The sequence below is a fragment of the Pseudomonas sp. M30-35 genome, from assembly GCF_002163625.1.
Lineage (GTDB): Bacteria > Pseudomonadota > Gammaproteobacteria > Pseudomonadales > Pseudomonadaceae > Aquipseudomonas.
This window is the reverse complement of the sequence record NZ_CP020892.1, coordinates 4,365,113-4,388,950: the sequence shown is the minus strand read 5'-3', so window position 1 is coordinate 4,388,950 and position 23,838 is coordinate 4,365,113. Positions and strand designations below refer to the sequence as shown.

Below are 23,838 nucleotides of genomic sequence, written 5' to 3'. Positions count from 1 at the left end.
CTCCGAATGGCGCTCAGGCGGATTAAATCGCCGAGTCCAGTTCCTCGATAGTCAAATTCTGATTGGTGAATACACAAATTGAGGCGGCGATATTGAGTGCGCTTTCGGCCACTTCGCGAGCGCTCATGTCTTCGGTGTTTTGCAGCAAAGCGATTGCCGCGGCTTGGGCGAAGCCACCGCCAGAACCCATGGCGATCAAGCCGTGTTCCGGTTCAACGACATCGCCGTTGCCAGTAATGATCAGCGAAGCATCTTTGTTAGCGACCGCGAGCATGGCTTCGAGGCGGCTCAGTGAGCGGTCGGTACGCCAGTCTTTCGCCAGCTCAACAGCGGCGCGGACCAAATGGCCCTGATGTTTTTCCAACTTGCCTTCAAAACGTTCAAACAGGGTGAAGGCGTCTGCAGTTGCGCCAGCAAAACCTGCGAGTACTTGGCCGTGGTACAGGCGGCGAACTTTCTTCGCGTTGCCTTTCATCACGGTGTTGCCCAAAGAAACCTGGCCGTCGCCGCCCATGACGACTTTGCCGTGGCGGCGCACTGATACGATTGTGGTCAAGGGGTGAGTCTCCACGCTGAGGGCGAAAATGCCCAGTGTAGAAACAAATGGGGGGGCGAATCGTGCTTTTCAACCGAGGCGCACCGATTTTCGCCTTAATGGTTGCTGAGGGCGTAACAGAAAATTGCTGACCGGCTCAGGTTGAGCCGGTCATGGAAAGGGCTTAGTTAGCTTTACGCTGCTGCAACAACAGGTTGCCGAAGCCATTGGCGGCCAAGGTTTTTTGCGACTGCGAGAGTTGCTCACGCGTCGCGAATGGACCGACTAAAACGCGGTGCCAGGTTTCGTCTTTGACGGTGCCAGCCTCTACCCGCACGCTCTGACCGAGCAGAGTAATTTGTGCGCGCACACTCTCAGCATCGTCTTTACGTCGGAATGAACCCGCCTGCAGGAAGAACTGAGTGGTCACCGGTGCAACTTGTGCGACCACCGGTGGCGGTGGCGGCGTTTCACCTTTTAGCGCCGCCTCAGCACGTGCAGCATCAATCTTCGCCGCTTCTGCAGGTGTGACCGGCTTCTGTTCAGGCTTGCTTTGCGGTAAAGCTTCGGACGGCACAATGACTTCTGACTCGGGCAGCAAGGTGTAGAAATCGTACTTGGGCTTTGCCGGTTCTGGTTTGGTTGTTGGCTTGGTCTGTTTTGCCTGTGCATTGCGCGCCTGCTCGGCACGGTCACGTTGCACCTCGCCACTGCCGGGCTTGAGATTCATCAGCAACATCACAAACACGCCAATTGCCAGGCCACAGGCGAGCCAGATCCATCCCGGAATAGGTTTTTTAGCAGGTGCTTTATAGCGACTGGCTCCGCGTTTAGGGGCCGGTTTTTTACGGGCTGCCACTTACATGCGCTCCAATGTTTCGAGGCCGAGCAATTGCAGACCTTGCTTGAGTGTGCGACCGCTCAACGCAGCCAGACGTAGGCGGCTTTGTTGAGTTTCAGGGCTTTCGGCGTTGATGATAGGGCAGTGCTCGTAGAAGCTTGAGAACAGGCCGGCAACATCGTAAAGGTAGGTGCAGAGAATATGTGGCGTGCCTTTTTCTGCGACGCTGTTGAGCACTTCGCCAAACTGGGCAAGTTTGCCTGCCAGGTCGATTTCTTGTGGCGCTTGGAGGTCGAGTGGACCGTTGATTTCGTCGAAGGATTTGCCGAGCTTGCGCAGTACGCTGGCGACCCGGGTGTAGGCGTAGAGTAAATAAGGTGCGGTGTTGCCTTCAAAGCTGAGCATCAATTCGAAGTTGAAGCTGTAGTCGCTGGTGCGGTGTTTTGACAGGTCGGCGTATTTAACTGCACCAATCCCAACGGCGTGAGCAATCGCGCGCAGTTCATCTTCGGCGGTGTCAGGGTTTTTCGTCTTGACCAGTTGGTAGGCGCGTTCTTCCGCCTCATCCAGCAGGTCGATCAGTTTTACCGTGCCGCCATCGCGGGTTTTGAAGGGACGCCCGTCTGCGCCGTTCATGGTGCCGAAGCCCATGTGTTCGAGCTGCATGTCTTTGGCGACAAACTCAGCGCGGCGCGCGACTTCAAATGCCATCTGGAAGTGCAGAGCCTGGCGTTGATCGACAAAGTATAAGGCGCGATCGGCTTTCAGTGTCTGGCTGCGATAACGCATGGCCGCAAGATCGGTGGTCGAGTACAGATAACCGCCACCGGCTTTCTGCACGATCACCGGCAGTGGGTTGCCTTCAGCATTTTTGAATTCGTCGAGGAAAACGCATTTGGCGCCTTCGCTTTCGCTGAGCAGGCCCTTGCTTTGCAAGTCTGCGACTACGTTGGCAAGGTCGTCGTTGTAGGCGCTTTCGCCGCGGACATCGGCTGGTGTCAGTTTGACGTTGAGGCGGTCATAGGCTTTCTGACAGTGGCTCAGCGAGATTTCATTGAAGCGGTTCCACAGGCGCATGCATTCAGGCTCACCGGCTTGCAGTTGAACCACCAGCTCGCGAGCGCGATGGGCAAAGGTTTCAGAATCATCGAAACGCTTTTTCGCGGCGCGGTAGAAGACTTCAAGGTCAGCCAGTTCGCTTTTTGCAGCCTCAGGGTTTTCTTCCATGTAGGCCAGCAGCATGCCGAACTGGGTGCCCCAGTCGCCCACATGGTTTTGACGGATGACTTCATCACCGAGGTATTCGAGCACCCGGGCAACCGCGTCACCAATGATGGTCGAGCGCAAGTGACCCACGTGCATCTCTTTGGCCAGGTTCGGCGAGGACAAGTCGACGATAACCCGTTGCTTTGCACCGGCTTTGCGTACATTCAGGTGCGAGTCTGCCAGTGCGGCTTCAAGGCGCTGAGCCAGTGCAGCGCTGTTCTGATAAAAATTGAGAAAGCCGGGGCCGGCAATCTCGACCTTGGTGATTTGCGGGTCGGCGGGGAGTGCAGCAACCAGCTTTTCAGCGAGATCACGCGGTTTCATCCGCGCAGGCTTGGCCAGCATCATGGCGATGTTGCTGGCGAAGTCGCCGTTGCTCTTGTCTTTGGTGTTCTCCACCTGAATCGTCGGGGTCAAGCCTTCAGGCAGCACGCCTTCAGCGATAAGGGCGGTCAGGGCTTGTTGGATCAGGTGGCGAATGCTGTCTTTCATGGTCTGCTCTGTCGGCCGATCTGGCGCGGCTGCGCGTGAGGCACTGGTTGAAAACTGTACATTATCGACAGCTTGGGGGGCTCGCATCAAGGGCAAAGCACTCAGCGGTGGTTAAAACCCTGATCGCTTGCCAGTAAAGCCTAGCGTGTTGGTGCTGGTAATCTAGCTTTGTCGATTAGAACAGGTCTATTGGATCGACATCCAGCGACCAGCGCACCGCTCGGCCGCTGGGCATTTGTTCTAGTGCGTTGAGCCAGCTATTAAGCAGGCGGTGCAGCGGTGCGCGGGCATTACTTTGAATCAGTAGTTGCGCACGATAACGCCCAGCCCGACGCTCCATCGGCGCGGGCACTGGTCCCAATAGTTCGATACCGCTGAGCTGCAGCTCTTCAAGCTGTAGCTCGGCCTCGGTGCAGGCCTGATCGAGAAAACCTTCAGCCTGACCCGGCTTATGCGCCTCGGCGCGTAGCAGGGCAAGGTGACAAAATGGCGGTAAGCCCGCGCTGCGCCGTTCACTCAAGGCTTGCTCGGCGAATGCAAAGTAACCTTGCTCGGTGAGTTGCACCAGTAACGGATGATCGGCCAAGTGACTTTGGATGATTACCTTACCCGGCTCTTCGGCACGCCCGGCGCGCCCGGCGACCTGAACAATCAACTGGGCCATGCGCTCGCTGGCGCGAAAATCCGCAGAGAACAACCCCCCATCCGCATCGAGGATTGCCACTAGCGTCACCCGTGGAAAGTGGTGACCTTTGGCGAGCATTTGGGTGCCGACCAAGATGCACGGCTCGCCTTTTTGGACGGTATTGAACAGGTTGGTCATGGCGTCTTTGCGTGAAGTGCTATCACGGTCGACCCGTAATACCGGAACGTCCGGGAAAAGAATTTGCAAACGCTCTTCAGCTCGCTCGGTGCCTGCGCCAACTGGGCGAAGGTCAACGCTTTTGCATTTCGGGCAGTTGTGCGGCTGGCGTTCTGCGTGGCCGCAGTGATGGCAGCGCAACTCACGGGTGCGTTGGTGCACGGTCATGCGGGCGTCGCAGCGTGGGCATTCGGATAACCAGCCACAGTCATGACACAGTAAAGTCGGCGCAAAACCGCGGCGGTTGAGAAACACCAGAACTTGTTGGCCTGCCTCCAGGGTTTTGCGAATAGCTTGCTGCATGGGGCCGGAAATTCCCGAGTCGAGCGGCAAGCTCTTCACATCGAGGCGTAAAAACTTCGGGGCCTTGGCGCTGCCCGCGCGCTGGTTGAGACGCAGCAGGGCGTAGCGCCCCATATTGGCGTTGTGCAGGCTTTCCAGGGATGGCGTGGCTGAGCCAAGCACAATCGGGATGTTTTCTTGATGAGCGCGAACAATGGCCAAGTCGCGGGCGTGGTAGCGCAAGCCTTCCTGTTGCTTATAGGAAGCGTCGTGCTCTTCGTCGATGATGATCAGACCCGGATTTTTCATTGGGGTGAATAACGCTGAGCGGGTGCCGATGATGATATCGGCCTCGCCATCGCGCGCCGCCAGCCAGGCATCGAGGCGGTCGCGGTCGTTGACGGCCGAGTGCAGCAACGCGATCCGGGCATTGAAGCGCCGCTCGAAGCGCTCCAATGTTTGCGGGCCTAAGTTGATCTCGGGAATCAGGATCAATGCTTGTTTGCCAGCCTCCAGCGTTTCGCGAATTAGCTGCAAATAGACTTCTGTTTTGCCACTGCCGGTTACGCCTGCAAGCAAATAGGTATTGAAGCTACCGAGCCCTGAACGAATCGCCGTGGTGGCTGCGTTTTGTTCTGCATTTAAAGTCAGTTCAGGCTGCGCCAGCCAGTTAGTCGGGCGCGGGTGTGCGGCATGGCGGCGCACCTCCACGCGGACCAGGTTTTTTTCGCGCAATAGCTCAAGGCTGTCTTTATTGAGTTGCAGCTGGCTGAGTAAGCCGTGCGCGACTCCATGCGGGTGCTGCGCGATGGTTTTTAACGCATCTCGCTGGCGCGGGGCACGGCTGAGGCGTGGGTCGTCGACGCTGGCGCCGTCATTCGCCAGCCAAAAACGCTCCTGGCGCGCCTGCGCGGGCTCGCCCTGGCGCAGTAAAATCGGCAGTGCCCAGCTAAAGGTATCGCCCAAGCTGTGTTGGTAATACTGTGCAGTCCACAGGCAAAACTTAAAAAATGCGCTTGGCAGTGGCGATTGTGGATCGAGCAGCTCCAGCGCCGGTTTCAGTTTGTCGGCTGGTATGTCGCTATGCTCACAGACCTCAACCAGAATGCCGACCATCTCGCGCCTGCCAAATGGCACGCGCAGCCGTGCGCCCGGCTGCAAGGTGCTCAGCGGGACACCAGCAGGCGGTAGATAGTCGAATAGCCGGCGCAGTGGCGAAGGCAATGCAAGGCGCAAAATAGCGTCGGTCACACACAGGCTCCCGGTGAGAAGGTGCCGAATATTAGCATGTGATCAGGCGACAGCCGGTGCTTTACACTGCTTGCGTGGGTTTCAGGGTCTGGTATAGTCCGCAACCCGTTCCGTGCGGTACCTGACATCCGGTTAGGTGGCGGCACACATTATTGAGGAATACCCGATGAAAGCCGATATCCATCCAGAATACGTCGCTATCGAAGCTACTTGCAGCTGCGGTAACGTTATCCAAACTCGTTCGACTCTGGCTAAGCCACTGAGCCTCGACGTTTGCTCTGAGTGCCACCCGTTCTACACCGGTAAGCAGAAAGTTCTTGACGCTGGTGGCCGTATCGACCGCTTCAAGCAGCGTTTCGGTGTTTTCGGCGCTAAGTAAGCAGCCGAATCGTCAAGGGCGACCAGAGATGGTCCTCTTCTCGAAACTAAAAAAGGCGTCCCTAGTGGGCGCCTTTTTTGTTTTTGCGATTTACCTTTCGCCAGCGCTGGCGCTTTGCCCTACTGCTGGTGAGGCCCCGGTTGTGTCTGTCAGTCGAGTGGTGGATGGCGACACGCTGCGTCTGGCTGATGGGCGTAGTGTGCGTTTGATCGGCATCAATACACCTGAGATGGCCGGTAAGGGCCGAACTGTCGAGCCTTATGCTGAGCAGGCCAAGCGGCGTCTGAGTGCGTTGGTTGCCGCCAGCGACGGACGCATAGCGTTGCAGGTAGGCGTCGAGCCCAAAGATCGTTATGGACGCACACTTGCGCACGTCTACGATACTCAAGGCCGTAGCCTTGAAGCCCAGTTACTGGCCGAAGGGCTGGGTTATTGGGTGGCCGTGGCGCCTAACCTTGAGCAGCGCCAATGTTTGCAGGTAGCAGAACAAACAGCCCGTGTAGCCAAGCTCGGTATCTGGCGCAATCCCCCGTTTATTACACCTGAGGCGCTGAACGCTGGTGGCTTCGCATTAGTGCGTGGGACGGTTAGGCGGGTACAGCGTAATCGCGGTGGTATTTGGCTTGAAATGGGTGGCTCACTGGTGCTGCGCGTGCCGGTTGATCAGGCGGATGCCTTTAGCAAAGCACAGGGGCAGGATCTGGTCGGGCGTGCGGTTGAGGCGCGTGGCTGGGTGGTCGATCGTGCTCGGCGTTCGACTTCTAGCAATAAATACGCTCGCTGGATGCTAACGCTGGGGCATGAGTCGATGCTGCAGGTACTGCCTTGATTGCGTCTTCAGTCCTGACTAAAGGTCTGTTTTTACCGCTTGCAAGTACGGCTTCGATAGGCAGGTGTGGGTATTGAGTGCTAGGTCTGACCGAACAGTCTTGTGCAGCTGTATACAATTTGAGTATCCTCGACGGTCTGCCTTAACAGTCCAAAAAAGCGGAACGCCAATATGTCTGATTTGAAAACTGCCGCTCTCGAATATCATGCCCAGCCACGTCCGGGTAAGCTGAGCGTAGAGCTGACCAAGCCAACTGCAACTGCCCGTGATTTGTCCCTAGCCTACAGCCCCGGTGTTGCCGAGCCTGTGCGTGAAATTGCCCGCGATCCTGAGTTGGCATACCAGTACACCGGTAAAGGTAATCTGGTCGCGGTAATCTCTGATGGCACCGCAATTCTTGGTTTGGGTAACCTTGGTCCATTGGCTTCCAAGCCGGTCATGGAAGGCAAGGGTGTGTTGTTCAAGCGTTTTGCCGGTATCGACGTATTCGATATTGAAGTCGACTCTGAAAGCCCGCAGGCATTTATCGATACGGTCAAGCGTATCTCTATTACCTTTGGCGGCATCAACCTCGAAGATATCAAAGCCCCTGAGTGCTTTGAAATTGAGCGTGCGCTGATCGAGCAGTGTGATATTCCGGTTTTCCACGATGACCAGCACGGCACCGCGATCGTAACGGCTGCGGGCATGCTCAATGCGCTGGAAATTGCTGGCAAGAAAGTCGAAGAGGCAAAAATTGTTTGTCTCGGCGCTGGTGCCGCTGCGATTTCATGCATGAAGCTGTTGGTGAGCATGGGCGCCAAGGTCGAAAACATTTACATGATCGACCGCAAAGGTGTTATCCACGCTGGCCGTGACGACCTTAATCAGTACAAATCAGTTTTCGCTAGTGAAACTGACAGGCGCACGCTGGATGACGCACTGGATGGCGCTGACGTATTTGTTGGTCTGTCGGGTGCAAACCTGCTCAGCCCTGAAGGCCTGCTGCGTATGGCGGCAAACCCAATCGTCTTCGCTTGTTCAAACCCTGATCCAGAGATCAAGCCAGAACTGGCACACGCTACACGCAGCGATGTAATCATGGCGACTGGTCGTTCTGATTATCCAAACCAGGTCAACAACGTACTCGGCTTCCCATTCATCTTCCGCGGCGCTCTGGACGTTCGCGCCACACGCATCAACGAAGAGATGAAGATTGCCGCAGCCATTGCGCTGCGTGATCTGGCCAAGCTGCCGGTGCCTAAGGACGTATGCGACGCCTATGGTGGTATTGAGTTGTCGTTTGGTCGCGAGTACATCATTCCGAAGCCAATGGATGCTCGCCTGATCACCCTGATCTCTGATGCAGTAGCAAAAGCGGCTATCGAAAGCGGTGTGGCTACGCTGCCATATCCTGCACACTATCCGCTGCAGTCAGTGGATGATGTGTTTAAAGGTTAAGTTTTCTGCATTAAAAAACCCGCTTCGGCGGGTTTTTTAATGGCTGCTGTTCGGCTATGTCAGAGCTCGCTTGCGCAAGCTCGACGGTTTAGAACAGGTCTATAGGGGCTGAGTCGTCAGCGGGCAGGGGGCTGCCAGGAACGCCGAGGTTAGGGTCGATCTCACCCATTGACGGTGGCGTATCTTCATTCTTGAACAGCTCGAAGTATGCGCCAGGTGTGCCCGGTGAAGCAGTGCGCCCACTGAATGGATCAATGCGTAGCGTCAGTATGCCAGGCGGCTCTTTCGGTGGGTTGCTTGGCTTGTCTTTGAGTACGGTGCCCATGTACTTCATCCAGATTGGCAGGGCAACGGTGCCGCCAAACTCGTGTCGACCCAGGCTTTCTGGTTGGTCAAAACCGGTCCATACGGTCGTTACATAGTCCGCGTTATAGCCAGAGAACCAACTGTCTTTCGATTCATTGGTGGTGCCGGTTTTGCCAGCCAGGTCATCGCGACCCAGCGCCAATGCGCGACGTCCAGTGCCGCGTTTGATCACGTCCTGAAGCATGTCGGTCATGATGTAAGCGGTGCGTGCATCAATAATGCGCTTGGCAACCGCAGGCTCGACAGGGGTCGCCGGGTCGACTAGTTCGGTTGGAGCCGCGATGCCTGTTTCCAGTGCGGGGGCTTCAGGTGCTGCCTGGCCAGCATTGTCCTCGGCGAGCTGTTGTTTTTGCTCGGCTTCAGTTGGTTCAACGCTTGGCACTGTTGGCGGGTTGGCGGTGAACACGGTCTTACCGTGGCGGTCATCAATTTTCTGGATCAGGTACGGCTGGGTCTTGTAGCCGCCATTGGCAAATACCGACCAGCCAGTAGCGATTTCCATCGGGGTTAAGTCGGCTGTGCCGAGGGCCAGGGACAGGTTGGGTGGCAGATCCTGTTTGTTGAAACCGAACTTGGTTGCGTAGTCGCGGGCGTACTCAATGCCAATCGCTTGGAGCAGGCGGATCGAAACCAGGTTGCGCGATTTATACAGTGCGACGCGTAAGCGTATTGGGCCCAGGAAGGTGTTGTTGTCGTTCTTGGGTCGCCAGACTTCATCGGTGCTACTGTTGGCGAAGACAATCGGTGCATCGTTCACCAGCGTTGCGGCGGTGTAGCCTTTGTCCAGTGCAGCACTGTAAACGAAAGGCTTGAAGCTTGAGCCTGGTTGACGTTTCGCCTGTATTGCGCGGTTGTAGTTGCTTTGCTCGAATGAGAAGCCGCCGACCAATGCGAGGATTGCGCCGTTTTTCGGGTCGAGCGACACCAGTGCGCCTTGAGCAGTAGGTGTTTGCACAAAGTTGAGGCTGCCATCTTCCTGGCGTTGTACGCGGATAAGGTCGCCGATCTGGGCAACGTCGCTTGGCTGTTTAGGGCGAGGGCCCATGCTGTTGGTATTGAGAAAAGGGCGTGCCCACTTCATGCTTTCCCAGTTGACGGCTTCTTCTTTGCCGTCGCGGGTGAGTACCAGGATCCCGCTTTTCTCAACTTGAGTGACGATTGCAGGCTCAAGCCCGCTGAACTGTGATTTTTTCGCCAGTTCTGCCAGCCAGGTTTCTTTGGTCATGCCAGGCAGGCGGCTTTCTGGGCCGCGATAGCCGTGACGCTGGTCGTAGGTCAGCAGCCCGCTGCGCAGCGCATCATTGGCTGTATTTTGCAGGGTGCTGGGAACGGTGGTGAAAACGTTGAAACCTTCTGTGTAGGCATCGCTGCCATAAAGGCCGACCATTTCGGCGCGGGCCATCTCAGCAATATAAGGTGCGGCAAGTTCGGGCGTGGCGACGTGATAACTGGCGTCGACGGGTTCGGCGAGTGCGGCTTGATAGCGCTCCTCATCGATTTTGCCAAGTAGGTGCAGGCGGCCAAGAATCCAGTCGCGGCGTTCTTTGGCGCGAGTCGGGTTGACTAAAGGGTTGTAGCGCGACGGGGCTTTGGGCAGGCCTGCGATCATCGCCAGTTGCGCAAGGTTAAGTTCACCAATGGGTTTGCCGTAATAAACCTGTGATGCTGCTTCTATACCGTACGCTCGCTGACCGAGGTAAATCTTGTTGACGTAAAGCTCGAGAATTTCGTCTTTGCTCAGTTCACGTTCTATCTGCAGGGCTAGCAGGATTTCGTTGATTTTCCGTGAAAAGCTTCTTTCGTTGGTTAAAAAGTAGTTCTTGGCAACCTGCATGGTGATAGTGCTACCACCGGTTTGAATTTGACCACTTTTCAAAATTTGCGTGGCAGCGCGCATCAAGCTGCTCGGGTCGACGCCATAATGGTGCTCGAAGTTGTCGTCCTCGGCAGCCAGTAATGCATTAATAAAGTCAGGCGGAATATCTTTAAATTCGATTGGCGAGCGTCGCATTTCACCAAACTCAGCGATCAGCTTCCCGTCACTGCTAAATACCCTTAAAGGTATTTGCAGTTGGATGCTGCGCAAAGAGTCGACAGAAGGCAGGCTCGGGCTTAGGTAGAGGAAAGCCCCACTTAAACTGAGTAACAGGCCACAAAAAATGGCGACGCAGGACCAAACAAAGAATTTCAGCAAACGCATCAAGATTTTTGGATTTCCAGATAAAAGAATGAGTTAAGAACAAGACAAAGCAAAAAGGAAAAAACCGATCACATTATAAGCGTTTTTTTCCACTGGGAGCCATTTGCGCTTCTGTCAAGACTGTTATTTAATGTAGAAAAACATAAATAGTCCGTAAGTAACGGATGCCAATAGGAAATCGGTCGTGCTAGGGCTCTTCAATAAGAAAGCGAATACGCTGCTGGGGATCGACATAAGTTCGACTTCGGTAAAGCTCCTCGAGTTGAGTTGCTCAGGAGGCCGCTACAAAGTAGAGGCCTACGCTGTTGAGCCGCTCCCACCTAATGCTGTAGTTGAGAAAAACATCGCCGAGATGGAAGGGGTCGGCCAAGCGCTCACGCGTGTGCTTTCCAAAGCCAAGACAGGCGTTAAAACTGTTGCTGTTGCAGTGGCAGGGTCTGCGGTGATTACCAAGACCATCGAAATGGAAGCCGGGCTTTCTGATGATGATCTTGAGAATCAATTGAAGATCGAAGCGGATCAATACATTCCTTACCCGCTCGAAGAAGTTGCGATTGACTTCGAGGTGCAGGGATTGTCTGCGCGTAATGCCGAACGTGTTGAGGTATTACTCGCGGCGTGCCGCAAAGAGAATGTCGAGGTTCGTGAGGCCGCGTTGGCGCTTGCAGGCCTGACCGCCAAAGTGGTTGATGTTGAGGCGTATGCGCTCGAACGCTCTTTTGCGTTGCTCGCAGAACAGCTCGGTTCTGGCGCTGATGACCTGACCGTAGCGGTTGTTGATATCGGCGCAACGATGACCACGTTGAGCGTTCTGCATAATGGCAAGACTATCTATACCCGCGAGCAAATGTTCGGCGGCAAGCAACTGACTGAAGAGATTCAGCGCCGTTATGGCTTATCTGTTGAAGAAGCCGGTCTTGCGAAAAAACAAGGCGGTCTTCCAGATGACTACGACAGCGAGGTTTTGCAACCGTTCAAACAAGCGGTTGTGCAGCAGGTTTCTCGCTCGCTGCAATTCTTCTTCGCGGCGGGTCAGTACAACGACGTTGATTACATCCTGTTGGCCGGAGGTACGGCTTCCATTCCTGATCTCGATCGCTTGATTCAGCAGAAAATCGGCACCCAGACATTGGTCGCCAATCCGTTCGCTGATATGGCGTTAAGTAGCAAGGTCAATGCTGGGGCGCTCGCGAGTGATGCACCTGCACTGATGATTGCTTGTGGTCTGGCGATGAGGAGTTTCGACTAATGGCACGGATCAACTTACTTCCGTGGCGAGAGCAGTTACGTGAGGAGCGCAAGCAGCGCTTCCTCGTTGCTCTCGGCGGTGTGTTGGCAGTATCTGCAGCTCTGGTGTTTCTGGGGGACCAGTACTTTAGTGGTGCTATCAAGCAGCAAAATGCGCGTAATGAATTCGTGCGTAAAGAAATTGCTGTGCTCGACACCCGGATCAAAGAAATCAGCGAGTTGAAAAAACGCCGCGAGCAATTACTTGAACGGATGAAAATCATTCAAGACTTGCAAGGCAATCGACCGATTATTGGACGGGTTTTTGATCAGTTAGTGAGAACTCTGCCCGATGGCGTTTTCTTTACCGGGCTTAAAATGACCGGCAAGAACATCGCAATTGTCGGTGCCGCTGAATCCAATAACCGTGTTTCGAATTTAATGCGCAACCTCGATTCTTCCGAATGGTTAACCGAACCGAATTTAACTGAAGTTAAAGCGGTGACTGCGGGTGCGGTTGATCAGGCGAATGTGTTTCAGCTGACGGTGCAGCAAACCCAACCGAAGCTTGATGGCGAGGAAGTTAAAAAATGAGCCTGAGAGAATCGCTGGACGGTTTGAAGCAGATCGATATTAACGACCTTGACCTCAACAACCTTGGCTCTTGGCCTGCAGCAGTCAAAGTGATTGCAGGTGCCTTGTTGATGGTTTTGGTACTCGCGCTTGGTTATAAATTCCACCTGGAAGACCTGCAAACGCAGCTCACCGGCAAGCAGCAAGAAGAGGTCACGCTAAAAGAGCAGTTTTCATCCAAGGCTTTTCAGGCTGCAAACCTGGAGGCATATAAAGATCAGATGAAGGAAATGGAGGTCTCATTTGGCGCACTGCTTAAACAGTTGCCAAGTGACACTGAAGTACCTGGCTTGCTTGAAGATATTACTCGCACCGGTTTAGGCAGTGGTCTTGAATTCGAAGAGATCAAACTTCTGCCTGAAGTTGCGCAACAGTTTTATATCGAGTTGCCGATACAGATTAAAGTTGTTGGTACGTATCACGACTTAGCGACGTTTGTCAGCGGTGTGGCCAGTTTGCCGCGTATTGTCACGTTGCATGATTTTGATCTGGTACCGGCGAATAAAGACACAACGAGCAAGTTGCGTATGTCGATTCTCGCTAAAACCTACCGTTATAACGATAAGGGGGTGCAAAAATGAAACGCGCCCATTTAGCAGTTGCACTAACGGTATTAACGCTTAGCGGTTGTGGCTCAAGCAGTGATTTCTCTGACTTGCAGGCTTATATGGATGATGTGCGTGCTCGACCTAAAGGGTCAATTGAGCCGCTGCCTAAGTTTCAGCCCTATGAAAGTTTTACCTATAGCGCCGCGGCTCTGAGAAACCCATTCCAGCCGCCAGTGAAGATAGAAATGATTCAACGCGCCAAAGGCTCGAAAGAAATCAAGCCTGATGAAACGCGGGTTAAACAATTCCTTGAAGGGTTCAATATTGAAGTCTTCGAGATGGTCGGTACGTTGTCCAACGATCGCGGCACTTTTGCCTTGGTTAGTGGTGCAGGAGGCGTTCATCGGATCAAGGTCGGGGATTACCTGGGTCGAAATAACGGACGCATCATTGCTATCAATGAGTCGAAAGTCGATGTGATTGAAATCGTTCCCGATGGTGAAGGTGGCTGGCTTGAACGGCCGCGAAGCCTCTCCCTCAAGGAGCGCTCTTAAATGAGCGGAGAGAACATGAAAAAAAATAATCGGTCTGCCAAACGGAACCTGAGAATGAATTGCTCCCTTACACGACTAAGTATCTCCTTGTTGGGGGTTCTGCTTTCGCCTGTGCTGATGGCAGCTAATCTAGAATCGCTCGACGTAGCTGCGATGCCGGGTGATCGAGTTGAACTGAAAATGACGTTCGACGAGCCAGTTGCTGCGCCGCGTGGTTACACGATCGAGCAGCCAGCGCGTATTGCGCTTGACCTTCCAGGGGTGTCTAACCAGCTAGGGACTAAAAACCGTGAGCTGGGTGTAGGTAATGCTCGCAGCGTGACGGTGGTAGAGGCTAAAGATCGCACGCGTCTGATCATCAACCTGTCTAACCTGGCGCCATACAGCACTCGTGTAGAAGGCAATAACCTGTTTGTCCTGGTCGGTGCCAATGCGGGCTCAGCAGTGGCCTCGGCAGCGCCTGCGCCAGCGGCTTCTACTTATAAAAAGCCACAAACAAGAAGTTATATTGCTCAGTCGAAGGCTATCAGCAATATCGACTTCCAGCGTGGCGAGCAAGGTGAGGGGAATGTGGTTATCACCTTGTCCGACCCTTCGGTGAGCCCGGATATTCAAGAGCAGGGCGGGAAAATCCGTTTGGATTTTGCTAAGACCCAGCTGCCTGAAGCGCTCCGTGTGCGCCTGGATGTTAAAGACTTCGCAACCCCTGTGCAGTTTGTCAGCGCCACCGCTTCGGCCAACAAAGCCAGTATCGTCATTGAGCCAACCGGCTTTTATGACTACCTGGCTTTTCAAACTGATAACAAACTGACGCTGAGTATCAAGCCGTTGACCAAAGACGATGCGGAAAAGCGTAAGACTGAGCGGTTTGCTTACAGTGGTGAAAAGCTCTCGCTGAATTTCCAAGATATCGACGTGCGTTCGGTGCTGCAGCTGATTGCTGACTTTACCGACCTCAACTTGGTTGCCAGTGACACCGTTGCCGGTAACATCACGCTGCGCTTGCAGAATGTGCCTTGGGACCAAGCGCTGGATCTGGTGCTGAAAACCAAAGGTTTGGACAAGCGCAAAGTGGGTAACGTTTTGCTGGTCGCTCCGGCGGATGAAATCGCTGCTCGTGAGCGTCAAGAGTTGGAGTCGCAAAAGCAAATTGCTGAGCTGGCCCCACTGCGCCGTGAGTTGATTCAGGTTAACTACGCCAAAGCCTCGGATATGGCCAAGCTGTTCCAATCCGTGACCAGTGCTGACGGCAGTGCTGACGATCGTGGTTCTATTACAGTCGACGACCGCACCAACAGCATCATCGCCTACCAAACACAAGACCGTCTCGATGAGTTGCGCCGTGTGGTCGCTCAGCTGGATGTCGCTGTGCGTCAGGTGATGATTGAAGCGCGAATTGTTGAGGCGAACGTCGACTATGACAAATCGCTGGGTGTTAACTGGCGTGGTGCGCAGGTTGGCAACGGTAACTTCATTGTTGGCGGGAGCGGTGGTGACCGCGTCGGCTCGGGTGGCAACCCAGCTACTGCGTTAGGTAACTTCGTCGATATGGGGGTGGCTAACGCAACTTCCTCGCTGGGCATCGGCTTTGTCACCGACAACACCATTCTTGATCTTGAGCTTTCGGCGATGGAAAAAACCGGTAACGGTGAGGTTGTATCGCAGCCGAAGGTCGTGACCTCGGATAAAGAAACCGCGAAAATCCTCAAGGGTGCGGATATCCCATACCAGGAAGCTTCCTCAAGCGGTGCGACCTCGACCACTTTCGTTGAGGCTGCTCTGTCGCTCGAAGTGACTCCGCAGATCACACCTGACAACCGGATTATCATGGAAGTCAAAGTGAACAAGGATGAGCCGGACTTCGCCAACCAGGTAAACGGTACGCCAACCATTCGTAAGAATGAGGTCAATGCCAAGGTCTTGGTTAACGATGGCGAAACCATTGTGATTGGTGGTGTGTTCTCCAACGAGCAGCGTAAAGGTGTTGATAAGGTACCTTTCTTGGGCGATCTGCCTTATCTGGGCCGCCTGTTCCGTCGTGATATCGTTGAGGACTCAAAATCTGAGTTGCTGATCTTCCTCACCCCGCGCATCATGAACACCCAAGCTGTCGCGGTGAGCCGTTGATTAAGTGCAAAATCTGATACTTGTTGGCCCGATGGGCGCTGGAAAAAGCACCATCGGGCGTTTGCTAGCTAAAGAGCTTCGTTTACCGTTTAAAGATTCTGATAAAGAAATCGAGCACCGCACTGGAGCAGATATTCCCTGGATCTTTGATGTTGAAGGTGAGCAAGGTTTTCGTGAGCGTGAGCAGTCGGTAATCGTTGAACTGTGCGAGTCTCAGGGCATGGTGCTGGCCACCGGTGGTGGTGCAGTCATGCGTCCTGAGAATCGTGCTGCTTTGCACCAGGGTGGCAGGGTGGTTTATTTGCATGCCTCAGTTGAGCAGCAAATCAATCGGACCGCGCGAGATCGTAATCGACCGCTGTTGCGTACTCTTGATCCGGGTAAAGTGCTGCGCGATTTGCTCGCTTTACGTGATCCTCTGTACCGGGAAATCGCGGATATCGTCATCGAAACCGATGAACGCCCCCCGCGAATGGTCGTACAAGAGATACTTGAGCGACTAGAAGCGCTTCCTCCCCGTTAAAGCGCAGCAAGAACTGCGCTATCCTAGAGCCCTTTCCTGACAGGGGGCTGCATGCAAATTCTTCAAGTCGAGCTCGGTGAGCGTAGTTACCCTATTTATATAGGCGCAGATCTGCTTGCGCAGCCGCAATTGCTGGCCCAGCATATTGCTGGTCGCCAGGTGGCGATCGTCACCAATGAGACCATCGCGCCCCTGTATCTACAGGCGTTGGAAACTGCGCTCAATGGCTTTAGCGTGACCTCGGTTGTTCTGCCGGATGGCGAAGCCTTCAAAACCTGGGAAGTGCTGCAACAGATTTTCGATGGACTGCTAACGGCTCGGCATGATCGACGCACGACGATTATTGCGCTGGGCGGCGGGGTTGTTGGTGATATGGCAGGCTTTGCTGCAGCGTGCTATCAGCGTGGGGTTAACTTTATCCAGGTGCCAACCACTTTGTTGTCCCAAGTGGATTCGTCGGTGGGCGGTAAAACCGGAATCAACCACCCGATGGGCAAGAATATGGTTGGCGCGTTTTATCAGCCGCAAGCGGTGCTTATTGACACCAAAAGCCTGCTTACCTTGCCGCCGCGAGAACTTTCCGCGGGCTTGGCTGAAGTGATCAAGTACGGGCTGATTTGCGATGAGCCGTTCCTGCAGTGGCTGGAAGTGAACATGCCTGCGCTGCGTGAGTTGGATCAAACCGCTTTGACCGAAGCAATTCAGCGCTCTTGTGCTGCAAAGGCGCGTATAGTCGCCGCCGATGAACGTGAGTCTGGGTTACGAGCGACGCTAAATTTGGGGCATACCTTCGGCCATGCGATCGAGACGCACATGGGCTATGGTGTGTGGCTGCATGGTGAAGCTGTTGCAGCGGGCACTGTCATGGCGCTGGAGATGTCGACGCGTTTAGGCTGGATCGAGCCTGCAGAGCGTGATCGAGCCATTCGCTTGTTTCAGGCCGCTGGCTTACCAGTAGTGCCGCCGAAAGTTATGACGCCGGAGCACTTTCTTGAACATATGGCTGTCGATAAGAAAGTACTCGATGGTCAGCTGAGGTTAGTGTTGCTCCGGAAGATGGGTGACGCCGTGATTACCAGTGAGTATCCACGTGAAATTTTAAGTGCCACGCTAAGCGCCGATTATGCAGCGATGGCTGAACAGCTAAAAAATTAAAGAGTGCCCCCCATGACTAGTTTGCACGCTGACGAGGCGTTCCTCGACCATTACCAATTTAGCCATGACCCATTTGCAGCGCGGGTGCCAGGCTTCAAGTTCTTCCCGGCGCAGCGCAAGCCCGTGCTCGGGCAGTTGCATCATTTGGCGCGTTATAGCCAGTTGCTGCTCGCCGTCAGTGGCCCGGAAGGCAGTGGTAAGACGCTTTTGCGTCAAGCGCTGGTTGCCAGCACCAATAAGCAGGCGGTGCTGAGCGTAGTTGTCACGCAAAATGCCGGTGAAGGCATGGGCGTGTTACGTCAGGTCGCTCAAGGCCTGCAAGTTGCCCAGCCTGATATGCAGTCTATTTTGGCGCAAATCGGCCAGTTGGCCATCACCGGTCAAGAAGTCTATGTGCTGGTTGATGATGCTGAGCAGCTCAGTGACGGCGACTTGCGCAACTTGGTGACCTTGGCTGCTGGCGGTCCAGAAGGGCGCCCGCATGTGTTTCTGTTCGCTGAAACTGCAATGCTGCCACGCTTTGATCAGGTTGCGGATGGCGAAGAGTGCTTCCACGTCATTGAATTGCAGCCTTACACCGAAGAAGAAACGCGCGAGTACCTTGCACTGCGCTTGGAAGGTGCAGCGCAAGGGCTAGAGGTCTTCACGGAGGAGCAGCTCACGACTATTTATGAGCAATCCGAAGGCTGGCCGGGTGCGATTAATCTGGCCGCGCGTGAAGTACTGGTCGATGCCATGCAGGCCAAGCGTACTGCAGGCAAGAGCTCTGGGTTCTCGTTCAACATGCCGCGTAAGCACATGTTGGCATTGGCTGTCGTTGTTGTTGGTGTATTGGTTGCCTGGATGATGCAAGGGCGTGACAAGCCTGCAATGCCAGAGGGTCAGGCCCAGGCGCCAGCAGAAAATGTTCAGCCACAGTCGCCGGTGACCGAGCCAGCAACTGAGACTGCTACACAGAGCGGTGACCCTGGCGCACCGGCCATTGAATTTGCCGGTTCAGGCGAACCAAAACCATTGCCTCTCGGTGGCGAGGCACAATCGGCTGATGCTGTGAGCAATAACCAGGCGCAAGAGGCTGAGACACCGGCAGAGCCGAAAGATGAAGCGGTCGCCACGCCAACCCCGGAAGCTAATCCGCGCTTATTAGTCGATACCCGTGAGCAAGTGCCCCCTGCTGTACCTGTTACCCCGGTGAAAACAGCAGAGGCCGCCAAGCCTGCACCTAAGCCAGAAGCGGCAACGCCTGCAGCAAAACCGGCAAATGTTACGGGTTGGTATGCCGATCAGGCCGGGTCGCGCTACACCTTGCAAGTAGTGGGAACCAGTGCTGAAAGCAATGCTAAGGCTTTTGTCAGTGAGAATGGCAGCGAGTATCACTACTTCAAGAAACTCTACCAGGGGAAGCCACTGTACGTCGTAACCTATGGTAGTTTTGCCACAGCGGACGCAGCAAAAGCCGCCATTAGTAAAATGTCGGCGAAGGTACAGGCGGGTAAACCCTGGCCGCGTACGTTTGCCAGTATCAAGCTGGAAATCGCTCAAGCTCGTTAGTCACGCGGCTTAGATCGGTATGACCAGACAGTCGTTAGCACGACTGTCTGGTCTAAAACATCGTTTTCGCGACATATGATTGCATTAGATCGTCACTAAAATTTGTGACGATCCGATCGGCTATGTACAATGACCACCCTTTTGCCTGCGCAAAGCTGGAGCAATGCCCTGTGCGTACGGTAAGTTGTTGAATTAGAAAGCAATTACCTCCCTAAAAAAGGAGGCCGCCTGGTGAGAGTCCCTATGAAAGCAGGTTTGTACCGTCCTGATGAGTTCAAGGATAACTGCGGCTTCGGCCTGATTGCCCATATGCAGGGCGAGGCTAGCCATCACCTGCTCCAGACTGCTATCGAAGCCCTGACATGCATGACCCACCGTGGTGGGATCAACGCTGACGGTAAGACTGGCGATGGCTGTGGTCTGTTGATGCAGAAGCCTGACGCGTTCCTGCGGGCTATTGCCCAGGAGCAGTTGTCTGTTGAGCTGCCTGAGCAGTACGCCGTCGGCATGGTTTTTCTAAACCAAGACTCGGCTAAAGCCGACGCTGCTCGCGAGAATATGAATAAAGAGATTCTGGCCGCAGGCCTGAGTCTGATTGGCTGGCGCAAAGTGCCGGTCGACACCAGCGTATTGGGCAGGCTGGCTCTTGAGCGCCTGCCGCAGATCGAGCAGGTGTTCATTGGCGGTGAGGGGTTCAGCGATCAACAGTTTGCGATCAAGCTGTTCTGCGCACGCCGCCGCTCCTCGGTCAGCAACGCGAATGATAGCGAGCACTACATCTGCAGCTTCTCGCACAAGACCATCATCTATAAAGGTTTGATGATGCCCGCTGACCTGCAACAGTTCTACCCAGACCTGGGTGATGAGCGTTTGCAGACGGCTATCTGCGTCTTCCACCAGCGTTTCTCAACCAACACGCTGCCGAAATGGCCATTGGCGCAGCCGTTCCGCTTCTTGGCGCACAACGGCGAAATCAACACCATTACCGGCAACCGTAACTGGGCGCAGGCGCGTCGTACCAAGTTCGCCAATGGGTTGATTCCTGACCTTGATGAGTTGGGCCCGCTGGTCAACCGCGTCGGCTCGGACTCGTCGAGCATGGACAACATGCTCGAGTTGATGGTCACCGGCGGCATTGACCTGTTCCGCGGCGTGCGCATGATTATTCCACCTGCGTGGCAGAACGTTGAAACCATGGACGCCGATTTGCGCGCGTTCTATGAATACAACTCCATGCACATGGAACCCTGGGATGGCCCGGCTGGCGTGGTGCTGACCGATGGCCGCTATGCCGTGTGCTTGCTTGACCGTAATGGTCTGCGTCCGGCTCGGTGGGTGACCACCTCGAATGGCTATATCACCCTCGCATCGGAAATCGGTGTGTGGGATTACAAACCTGAAGACGTCATTGCCAAAGGGCGTGTCGGCCCGGGCCAGGTTCTGGCGGTCGATACCGAGACCGGTCAGGTGCTTAATGCCGAAGACATCGACAATCGCTTGAAATCACGTCACCCATACAAGCAATGGTTGCGTAAGAGCGGTTTGCGGGTTCAAGCAACCATGGACGACCACGACCATGGTTCAGACTTCTATTCGGCGGATCGCCTGAAGCAATACATGAAAATGTATCAGGTGACCTTTGAGGAGCGCGACCAAGTCCTGCGCCCGCTCGGTGAGCAAGGCCAGGAAGCTGTTGGCTCGATGGGCGATGACACGCCAATGGCGGTATTGTCGCAGCGCGTACGCTCGACGTATGACTACTTCCGTCAGCAGTTCGCGCAGGTCACCAATCCGCCGATTGATCCACTGCGCGAAGCGATTGTGATGTCGCTGGAGATTTGCCTCGGTGCCGAGCGTAATATCTTCGAAGAGTCGCCAGAGCACGCCACTCGCGTAATCCTTAGCTCGCCAGTCATCTCGCCAGCCAAGTGGCGCACCTTGATGAACCTGGATAGCCCAGGTTTTGAACGTCATTTCATCGACATGAACTATGACGAAAGCATCGGCTTAGAGGCTGCTGTCAGCAATATGGCTGACCAGGCAGAAGAAGCCGTGCGCTCAGGTAAAGTGTTGCTGGTGCTCAGTGACCGCAACATTGCACCGGGTAAATTGCCGGCGCATGCCTCTTTAGTCGTTGGTGCGGTGCACCATCGTCTGACCGAGAAAGGCCTGCGTTGCGACTGCAACATACTGGTCGAGACAGCCACCGCACGTGACCCGCACCACTATGCGGTGTTGCTCGGCTTCGGTGCTTCGGCGGTTTATCCGTTCCTGGCTTACGAAGTGCTGGGTGATCTGATCCGCACCGGTGAAGTCCTCGGCGATCTTTATGAAGTGTTCAAACACTACCGTAAAGGCATCTCCAAAGGCCTGTTGAAGATCCTCTCGAAGATGGGTATTTCGACGGTTGCCTCGTATCGCGGTGCGCAGTTGTTTGAAGCGGTTGGCTTGTCCGATGAAGTGGTCAACATGAGCTTCCGCGGCGTTGCCAGTCGCATCAAGGGTGCGCGCTTTGTTGATATCGAAGCCGAACAAAAACTGCTGGCTAATGAAGCCTGGAGTAACCGCAAGCCGATCCAGCAAGGTGGCTTGCTGAAGTTCGTCCACGGCGGCGAATACCATGCTTACAACCCGGATGTGGTCAATACCCTTCAGGTTGCTGTGCAGCAGGGCAACTACGAGAAGTACAAGGAATACAGCGCGCTGGTCGACACCCGGCCGGTGTCGATGATTCGTGACCTGCTCAAGCTGAAACTGGCCGACAAGCCATTGAGCCTTGATCAGGTTGAACCGCTGGAGTCGATCTTCAAGCGCTTTGACTCGGCGGGTATTTCGCTGGGTGCATTGTCGCCAGAAGCTCACGAAGCCATTGCTGAAGCGATGAACCGCCTGGGTGCGCGTTCTAACTCCGGTGAGGGCGGTGAAGACCCTGCACGTTACGGCACCATCCGCACATCGAAGATCAAGCAAGTGGCAACCGGTCGTTTCGGTGTGACTCCGGAGTATCTGGTTAACGCTGAAGTGCTGCAGATCAAAGTTGCCCAAGGCGCTAAGCCGGGTGAGGGCGGTCAGTTGCCGGGCGGTAAAGTTAACGGTTTGATTGCGCGCCTGCGTTACGCAGTGCCGGGCGTCACCTTGATTTCGCCTCCGCCGCACCACGATATCTACTCGATTGAAGATTTGGCCCAGCTGATCTATGACCTCAAGCAGGTCAATCCATCTGCGCTGGTTTCGGTCAAATTGGTGGCCGAGGCTGGCGTCGGTACGATCGCGGCGGGTGTGGCTAAAGCCTACGCTGACCTGATCACCATTTCCGGCTACGACGGCGGCACAGGTGCTTCACCACTGACCTCAATCAAGTATGCGGGCGCACCGTGGGAGTTAGGGTTGGCGGAAACTCACCAAACCCTGCGCGGTAACGATCTGCGTGGCAAGGTTCGGGTGCAGACTGACGGCGGCTTGAAGACCGGTCTCGATGTGATTAAAGCAGCGATTCTAGGTGCTGAAAGCTTCGGTTTTGGTACTGCGCCAATGATTGCACTGGGATGCAAGTACTTGCGTATTTGCCACCTCAATAACTGTGCGACCGGTGTTGCAACCCAGAACGACAAACTGCGTAAAGACCACTTCATCGGTACGGTTGAAATGGTCATGAACTTCTTCAAGTTCGTGGCCGAAGAAACCCGTGAGTGGTTGGCGTTGGTTGGCGTTAGCAGCCTGGAAGAGCTGATTGGTCGTACCGATTTGCTGGACATCCTGCCCGGTGAAACGGCTAAGCAGAACAATCTGGATATCAGCCCGCTGCTCGGCAGTGACCTGATTCCGGCCGACAAGCCGCAGTTCTGTACTGTTGAGCGCAACCCGCCATTTGACCAAGGTCTGCTTGCAGAGAAAATGGTTGAGTTGGCGAGCGCGGCAATCGAGTCAGCCAGTGGCGCCGAGTTCGAACTCGACATCTGTAACTGCGACCGTTCGATTGGTGCCCGTGTCTCCGGTGAAATTGCCCGTAAGCACGGCAACCAGGGCATGGCCAAGGCGCCGATTACCTTCCGCTTCAAAGGCACTGCAGGTCAGAGTTTTGGGGTGTGGAACGCTGGTGGCTTGAACATGTACCTGCAAGGTGATGCCAACGATTACGTCGGTAAAGGCATGACCGGCGGTAAGCTGGTGATCACGCCGCCACAAGGCAGCCCTTTTGCAACGCAGGACAGCGCCATCATCGGCAACACCTGCCTGTACGGCGCCACCGGCGGCAAGCTGTTTGCCGCTGGCACTGCTGGCGAGCGTTTCGGCGTGCGTAACTCGGGTGCCCATGCGGTTGTTGAAGGCACGGGCGACCATTGCTGCGAATACATGACTGGCGGCTTCATCTGTGTGCTGGGCAAGACTGGCTACAACTTCGGTTCGGGCATGACCGGCGGTTTCGCTTACGTGCTTGATCTGGACAACAGCTTCTACGACAAGGTTAACCATGAGCTGGTCGAAATCCAGCGCATCAACAGTGAAGCGATGGAGGCCTATCGTAGCCACCTGCAAACTGTGTTGGCTGAGTATGTTGCTGAAACAGCCAGTGAGTGGGGCGCTAATCTGCTTGAAAACCTGGACGACTACTTGCGTAAGTTCTGGTTGGTTAAGCCGAAGGCTGCGAGCCTCAAGTCCTTGCTGTCGAGCATGCGTGCTAACCCGCAATAAAACAGCTTCAAGCGGCTGACCTGAATCTTCAGGCCAGCCGCTCACCGTGATTGTCTTGCTGCGCCGCTTTAAACCGAGCGCATGC

17 protein-coding genes are annotated in these 23,838 nt (G+C 54.9%); 12 read left to right on the top strand and 5 right to left on the bottom strand.

All coding sequences use genetic code 11. The features are described from left to right. Window positions 1-22: 22 nt before the first annotated feature. The 4 genes from hslV to B9K09_RS20125 form a co-directional block, all read right to left on the bottom strand. Entirely contained in the window at window positions 23-556 is a 534-nt protein-coding gene (hslV, locus tag B9K09_RS20140; RefSeq protein WP_087518476.1) for an ATP-dependent protease subunit HslV, read from the bottom strand. Window positions 557-719: 163 nt separating this feature from the next. Beyond that, entirely contained in the window at window positions 720-1,394 is a 675-nt protein-coding gene (locus B9K09_RS20135) for an SPOR domain-containing protein (RefSeq protein WP_087518475.1), read from the bottom strand. Then, window positions 1,395-3,134, bottom strand: a complete 1,740-nt coding sequence (gene argS / locus B9K09_RS20130; protein WP_087518474.1) for an arginine--tRNA ligase — start codon at window positions 3,132-3,134, stop codon at window positions 1,395-1,397. A gap of 175 nt (window positions 3,135-3,309) precedes the next feature. Continuing rightward, window positions 3,310-5,529, bottom strand: coding sequence for a primosomal protein N' (locus B9K09_RS20125; protein WP_087518473.1), 2,220 nt, complete (start codon window positions 5,527-5,529; stop codon window positions 3,310-3,312). Window positions 5,530-5,695: 166 nt separating this feature from the next. On the opposite strand from B9K09_RS20125, the gene rpmE reads away from it, so the two are divergent. The 3 genes from rpmE to B9K09_RS20110 all read left to right on the top strand — a co-directional run bounded on the left by rpmE (window position 5,696) and on the right by B9K09_RS20110 (window position 8,177). Continuing rightward, entirely contained in the window at window positions 5,696-5,908 is a 213-nt protein-coding gene (gene rpmE / locus B9K09_RS20120; protein WP_087518472.1) for a 50S ribosomal protein L31, read from the top strand. Between the two features lie 28 nt (window positions 5,909-5,936). Continuing rightward, on the top strand, window positions 5,937-6,737 hold the full coding sequence (locus B9K09_RS20115; protein ID WP_087518471.1) for a thermonuclease family protein: 801 nt from the start codon (window positions 5,937-5,939) through the stop codon (window positions 6,735-6,737). 171 nt (window positions 6,738-6,908) lie between these two features. Next, on the top strand, window positions 6,909-8,177 hold the full coding sequence (locus B9K09_RS20110; RefSeq protein WP_087518470.1) for a malic enzyme-like NAD(P)-binding protein: 1,269 nt from the start codon (window positions 6,909-6,911) through the stop codon (window positions 8,175-8,177). Window positions 8,178-8,265: 88 nt separating this feature from the next. Here the strand turns inward: B9K09_RS20110 and B9K09_RS20105 are convergent, their stop codons facing one another. Next, complete coding sequence (locus B9K09_RS20105) at window positions 8,266-10,746, bottom strand: penicillin-binding protein 1A (RefSeq protein ID WP_087518469.1); 2,481 nt, start codon at window positions 10,744-10,746, stop codon at window positions 8,266-8,268. A gap of 181 nt (window positions 10,747-10,927) precedes the next feature. Here B9K09_RS20105 and B9K09_RS20100 point away from each other — a divergent pair, with 181 nt between their 5' ends. The 9 genes from B9K09_RS20100 to gltB all read left to right on the top strand — a co-directional run bounded on the left by B9K09_RS20100 (window position 10,928) and on the right by gltB (window position 23,753). Further along, complete coding sequence (locus B9K09_RS20100; protein ID WP_087518468.1) at window positions 10,928-11,992, top strand: pilus assembly protein PilM; 1,065 nt, start codon at window positions 10,928-10,930, stop codon at window positions 11,990-11,992. Further along, window positions 11,992-12,564 carry a type 4a pilus biogenesis protein PilN gene (pilN, locus tag B9K09_RS20095; protein WP_087518467.1) on the top strand — a complete coding sequence of 191 codons (573 nt, stop codon included), beginning with the start codon at window positions 11,992-11,994 and terminating at the stop codon, window positions 12,562-12,564. The genes B9K09_RS20100 and pilN overlap by 1 nt, the downstream gene beginning before the upstream one ends. Further along, window positions 12,561-13,184, top strand: coding sequence for a type 4a pilus biogenesis protein PilO (pilO, locus tag B9K09_RS20090; RefSeq protein WP_087518466.1), 624 nt, complete (start codon window positions 12,561-12,563; stop codon window positions 13,182-13,184). Before pilN ends, pilO begins: the two co-directional genes overlap by 4 nt. Further along, window positions 13,181-13,705 carry a type 4a pilus biogenesis lipoprotein PilP gene (gene pilP / locus B9K09_RS20085; protein ID WP_087518465.1) on the top strand — a complete coding sequence of 175 codons (525 nt, stop codon included), beginning with the start codon at window positions 13,181-13,183 and terminating at the stop codon, window positions 13,703-13,705. Before pilO ends, pilP begins: the two co-directional genes overlap by 4 nt. Before the next feature lie 54 nt (window positions 13,706-13,759). Further along, window positions 13,760-15,832 (top strand): type IV pilus secretin PilQ, encoded by a 2,073-nt coding sequence (gene pilQ, locus B9K09_RS20080; protein WP_087518464.1) that lies wholly within the window; start codon window positions 13,760-13,762, stop codon window positions 15,830-15,832. Window positions 15,833-15,836: 4 nt separating this feature from the next. After that, entirely contained in the window at window positions 15,837-16,355 is a 519-nt protein-coding gene (gene aroK, locus B9K09_RS20075) for a shikimate kinase AroK (RefSeq protein WP_087518463.1), read from the top strand. 51 nt (window positions 16,356-16,406) lie between these two features. Next, entirely contained in the window at window positions 16,407-17,510 is a 1,104-nt protein-coding gene (gene aroB, locus B9K09_RS20070; protein ID WP_087518462.1) for a 3-dehydroquinate synthase, read from the top strand. A gap of 12 nt (window positions 17,511-17,522) precedes the next feature. After that, entirely contained in the window at window positions 17,523-19,061 is a 1,539-nt protein-coding gene (locus tag B9K09_RS20065; protein ID WP_087518461.1) for an SPOR domain-containing protein, read from the top strand. A gap of 243 nt (window positions 19,062-19,304) precedes the next feature. Continuing rightward, the gene (gene gltB / locus B9K09_RS20060; protein ID WP_087518460.1) at window positions 19,305-23,753 is read left to right on the top strand and encodes a glutamate synthase large subunit; all 4,449 of its coding nucleotides are present in this window, start codon (window positions 19,305-19,307) and stop codon (window positions 23,751-23,753) included. Window positions 23,754-23,838: the final 85 nt, after the last annotated feature.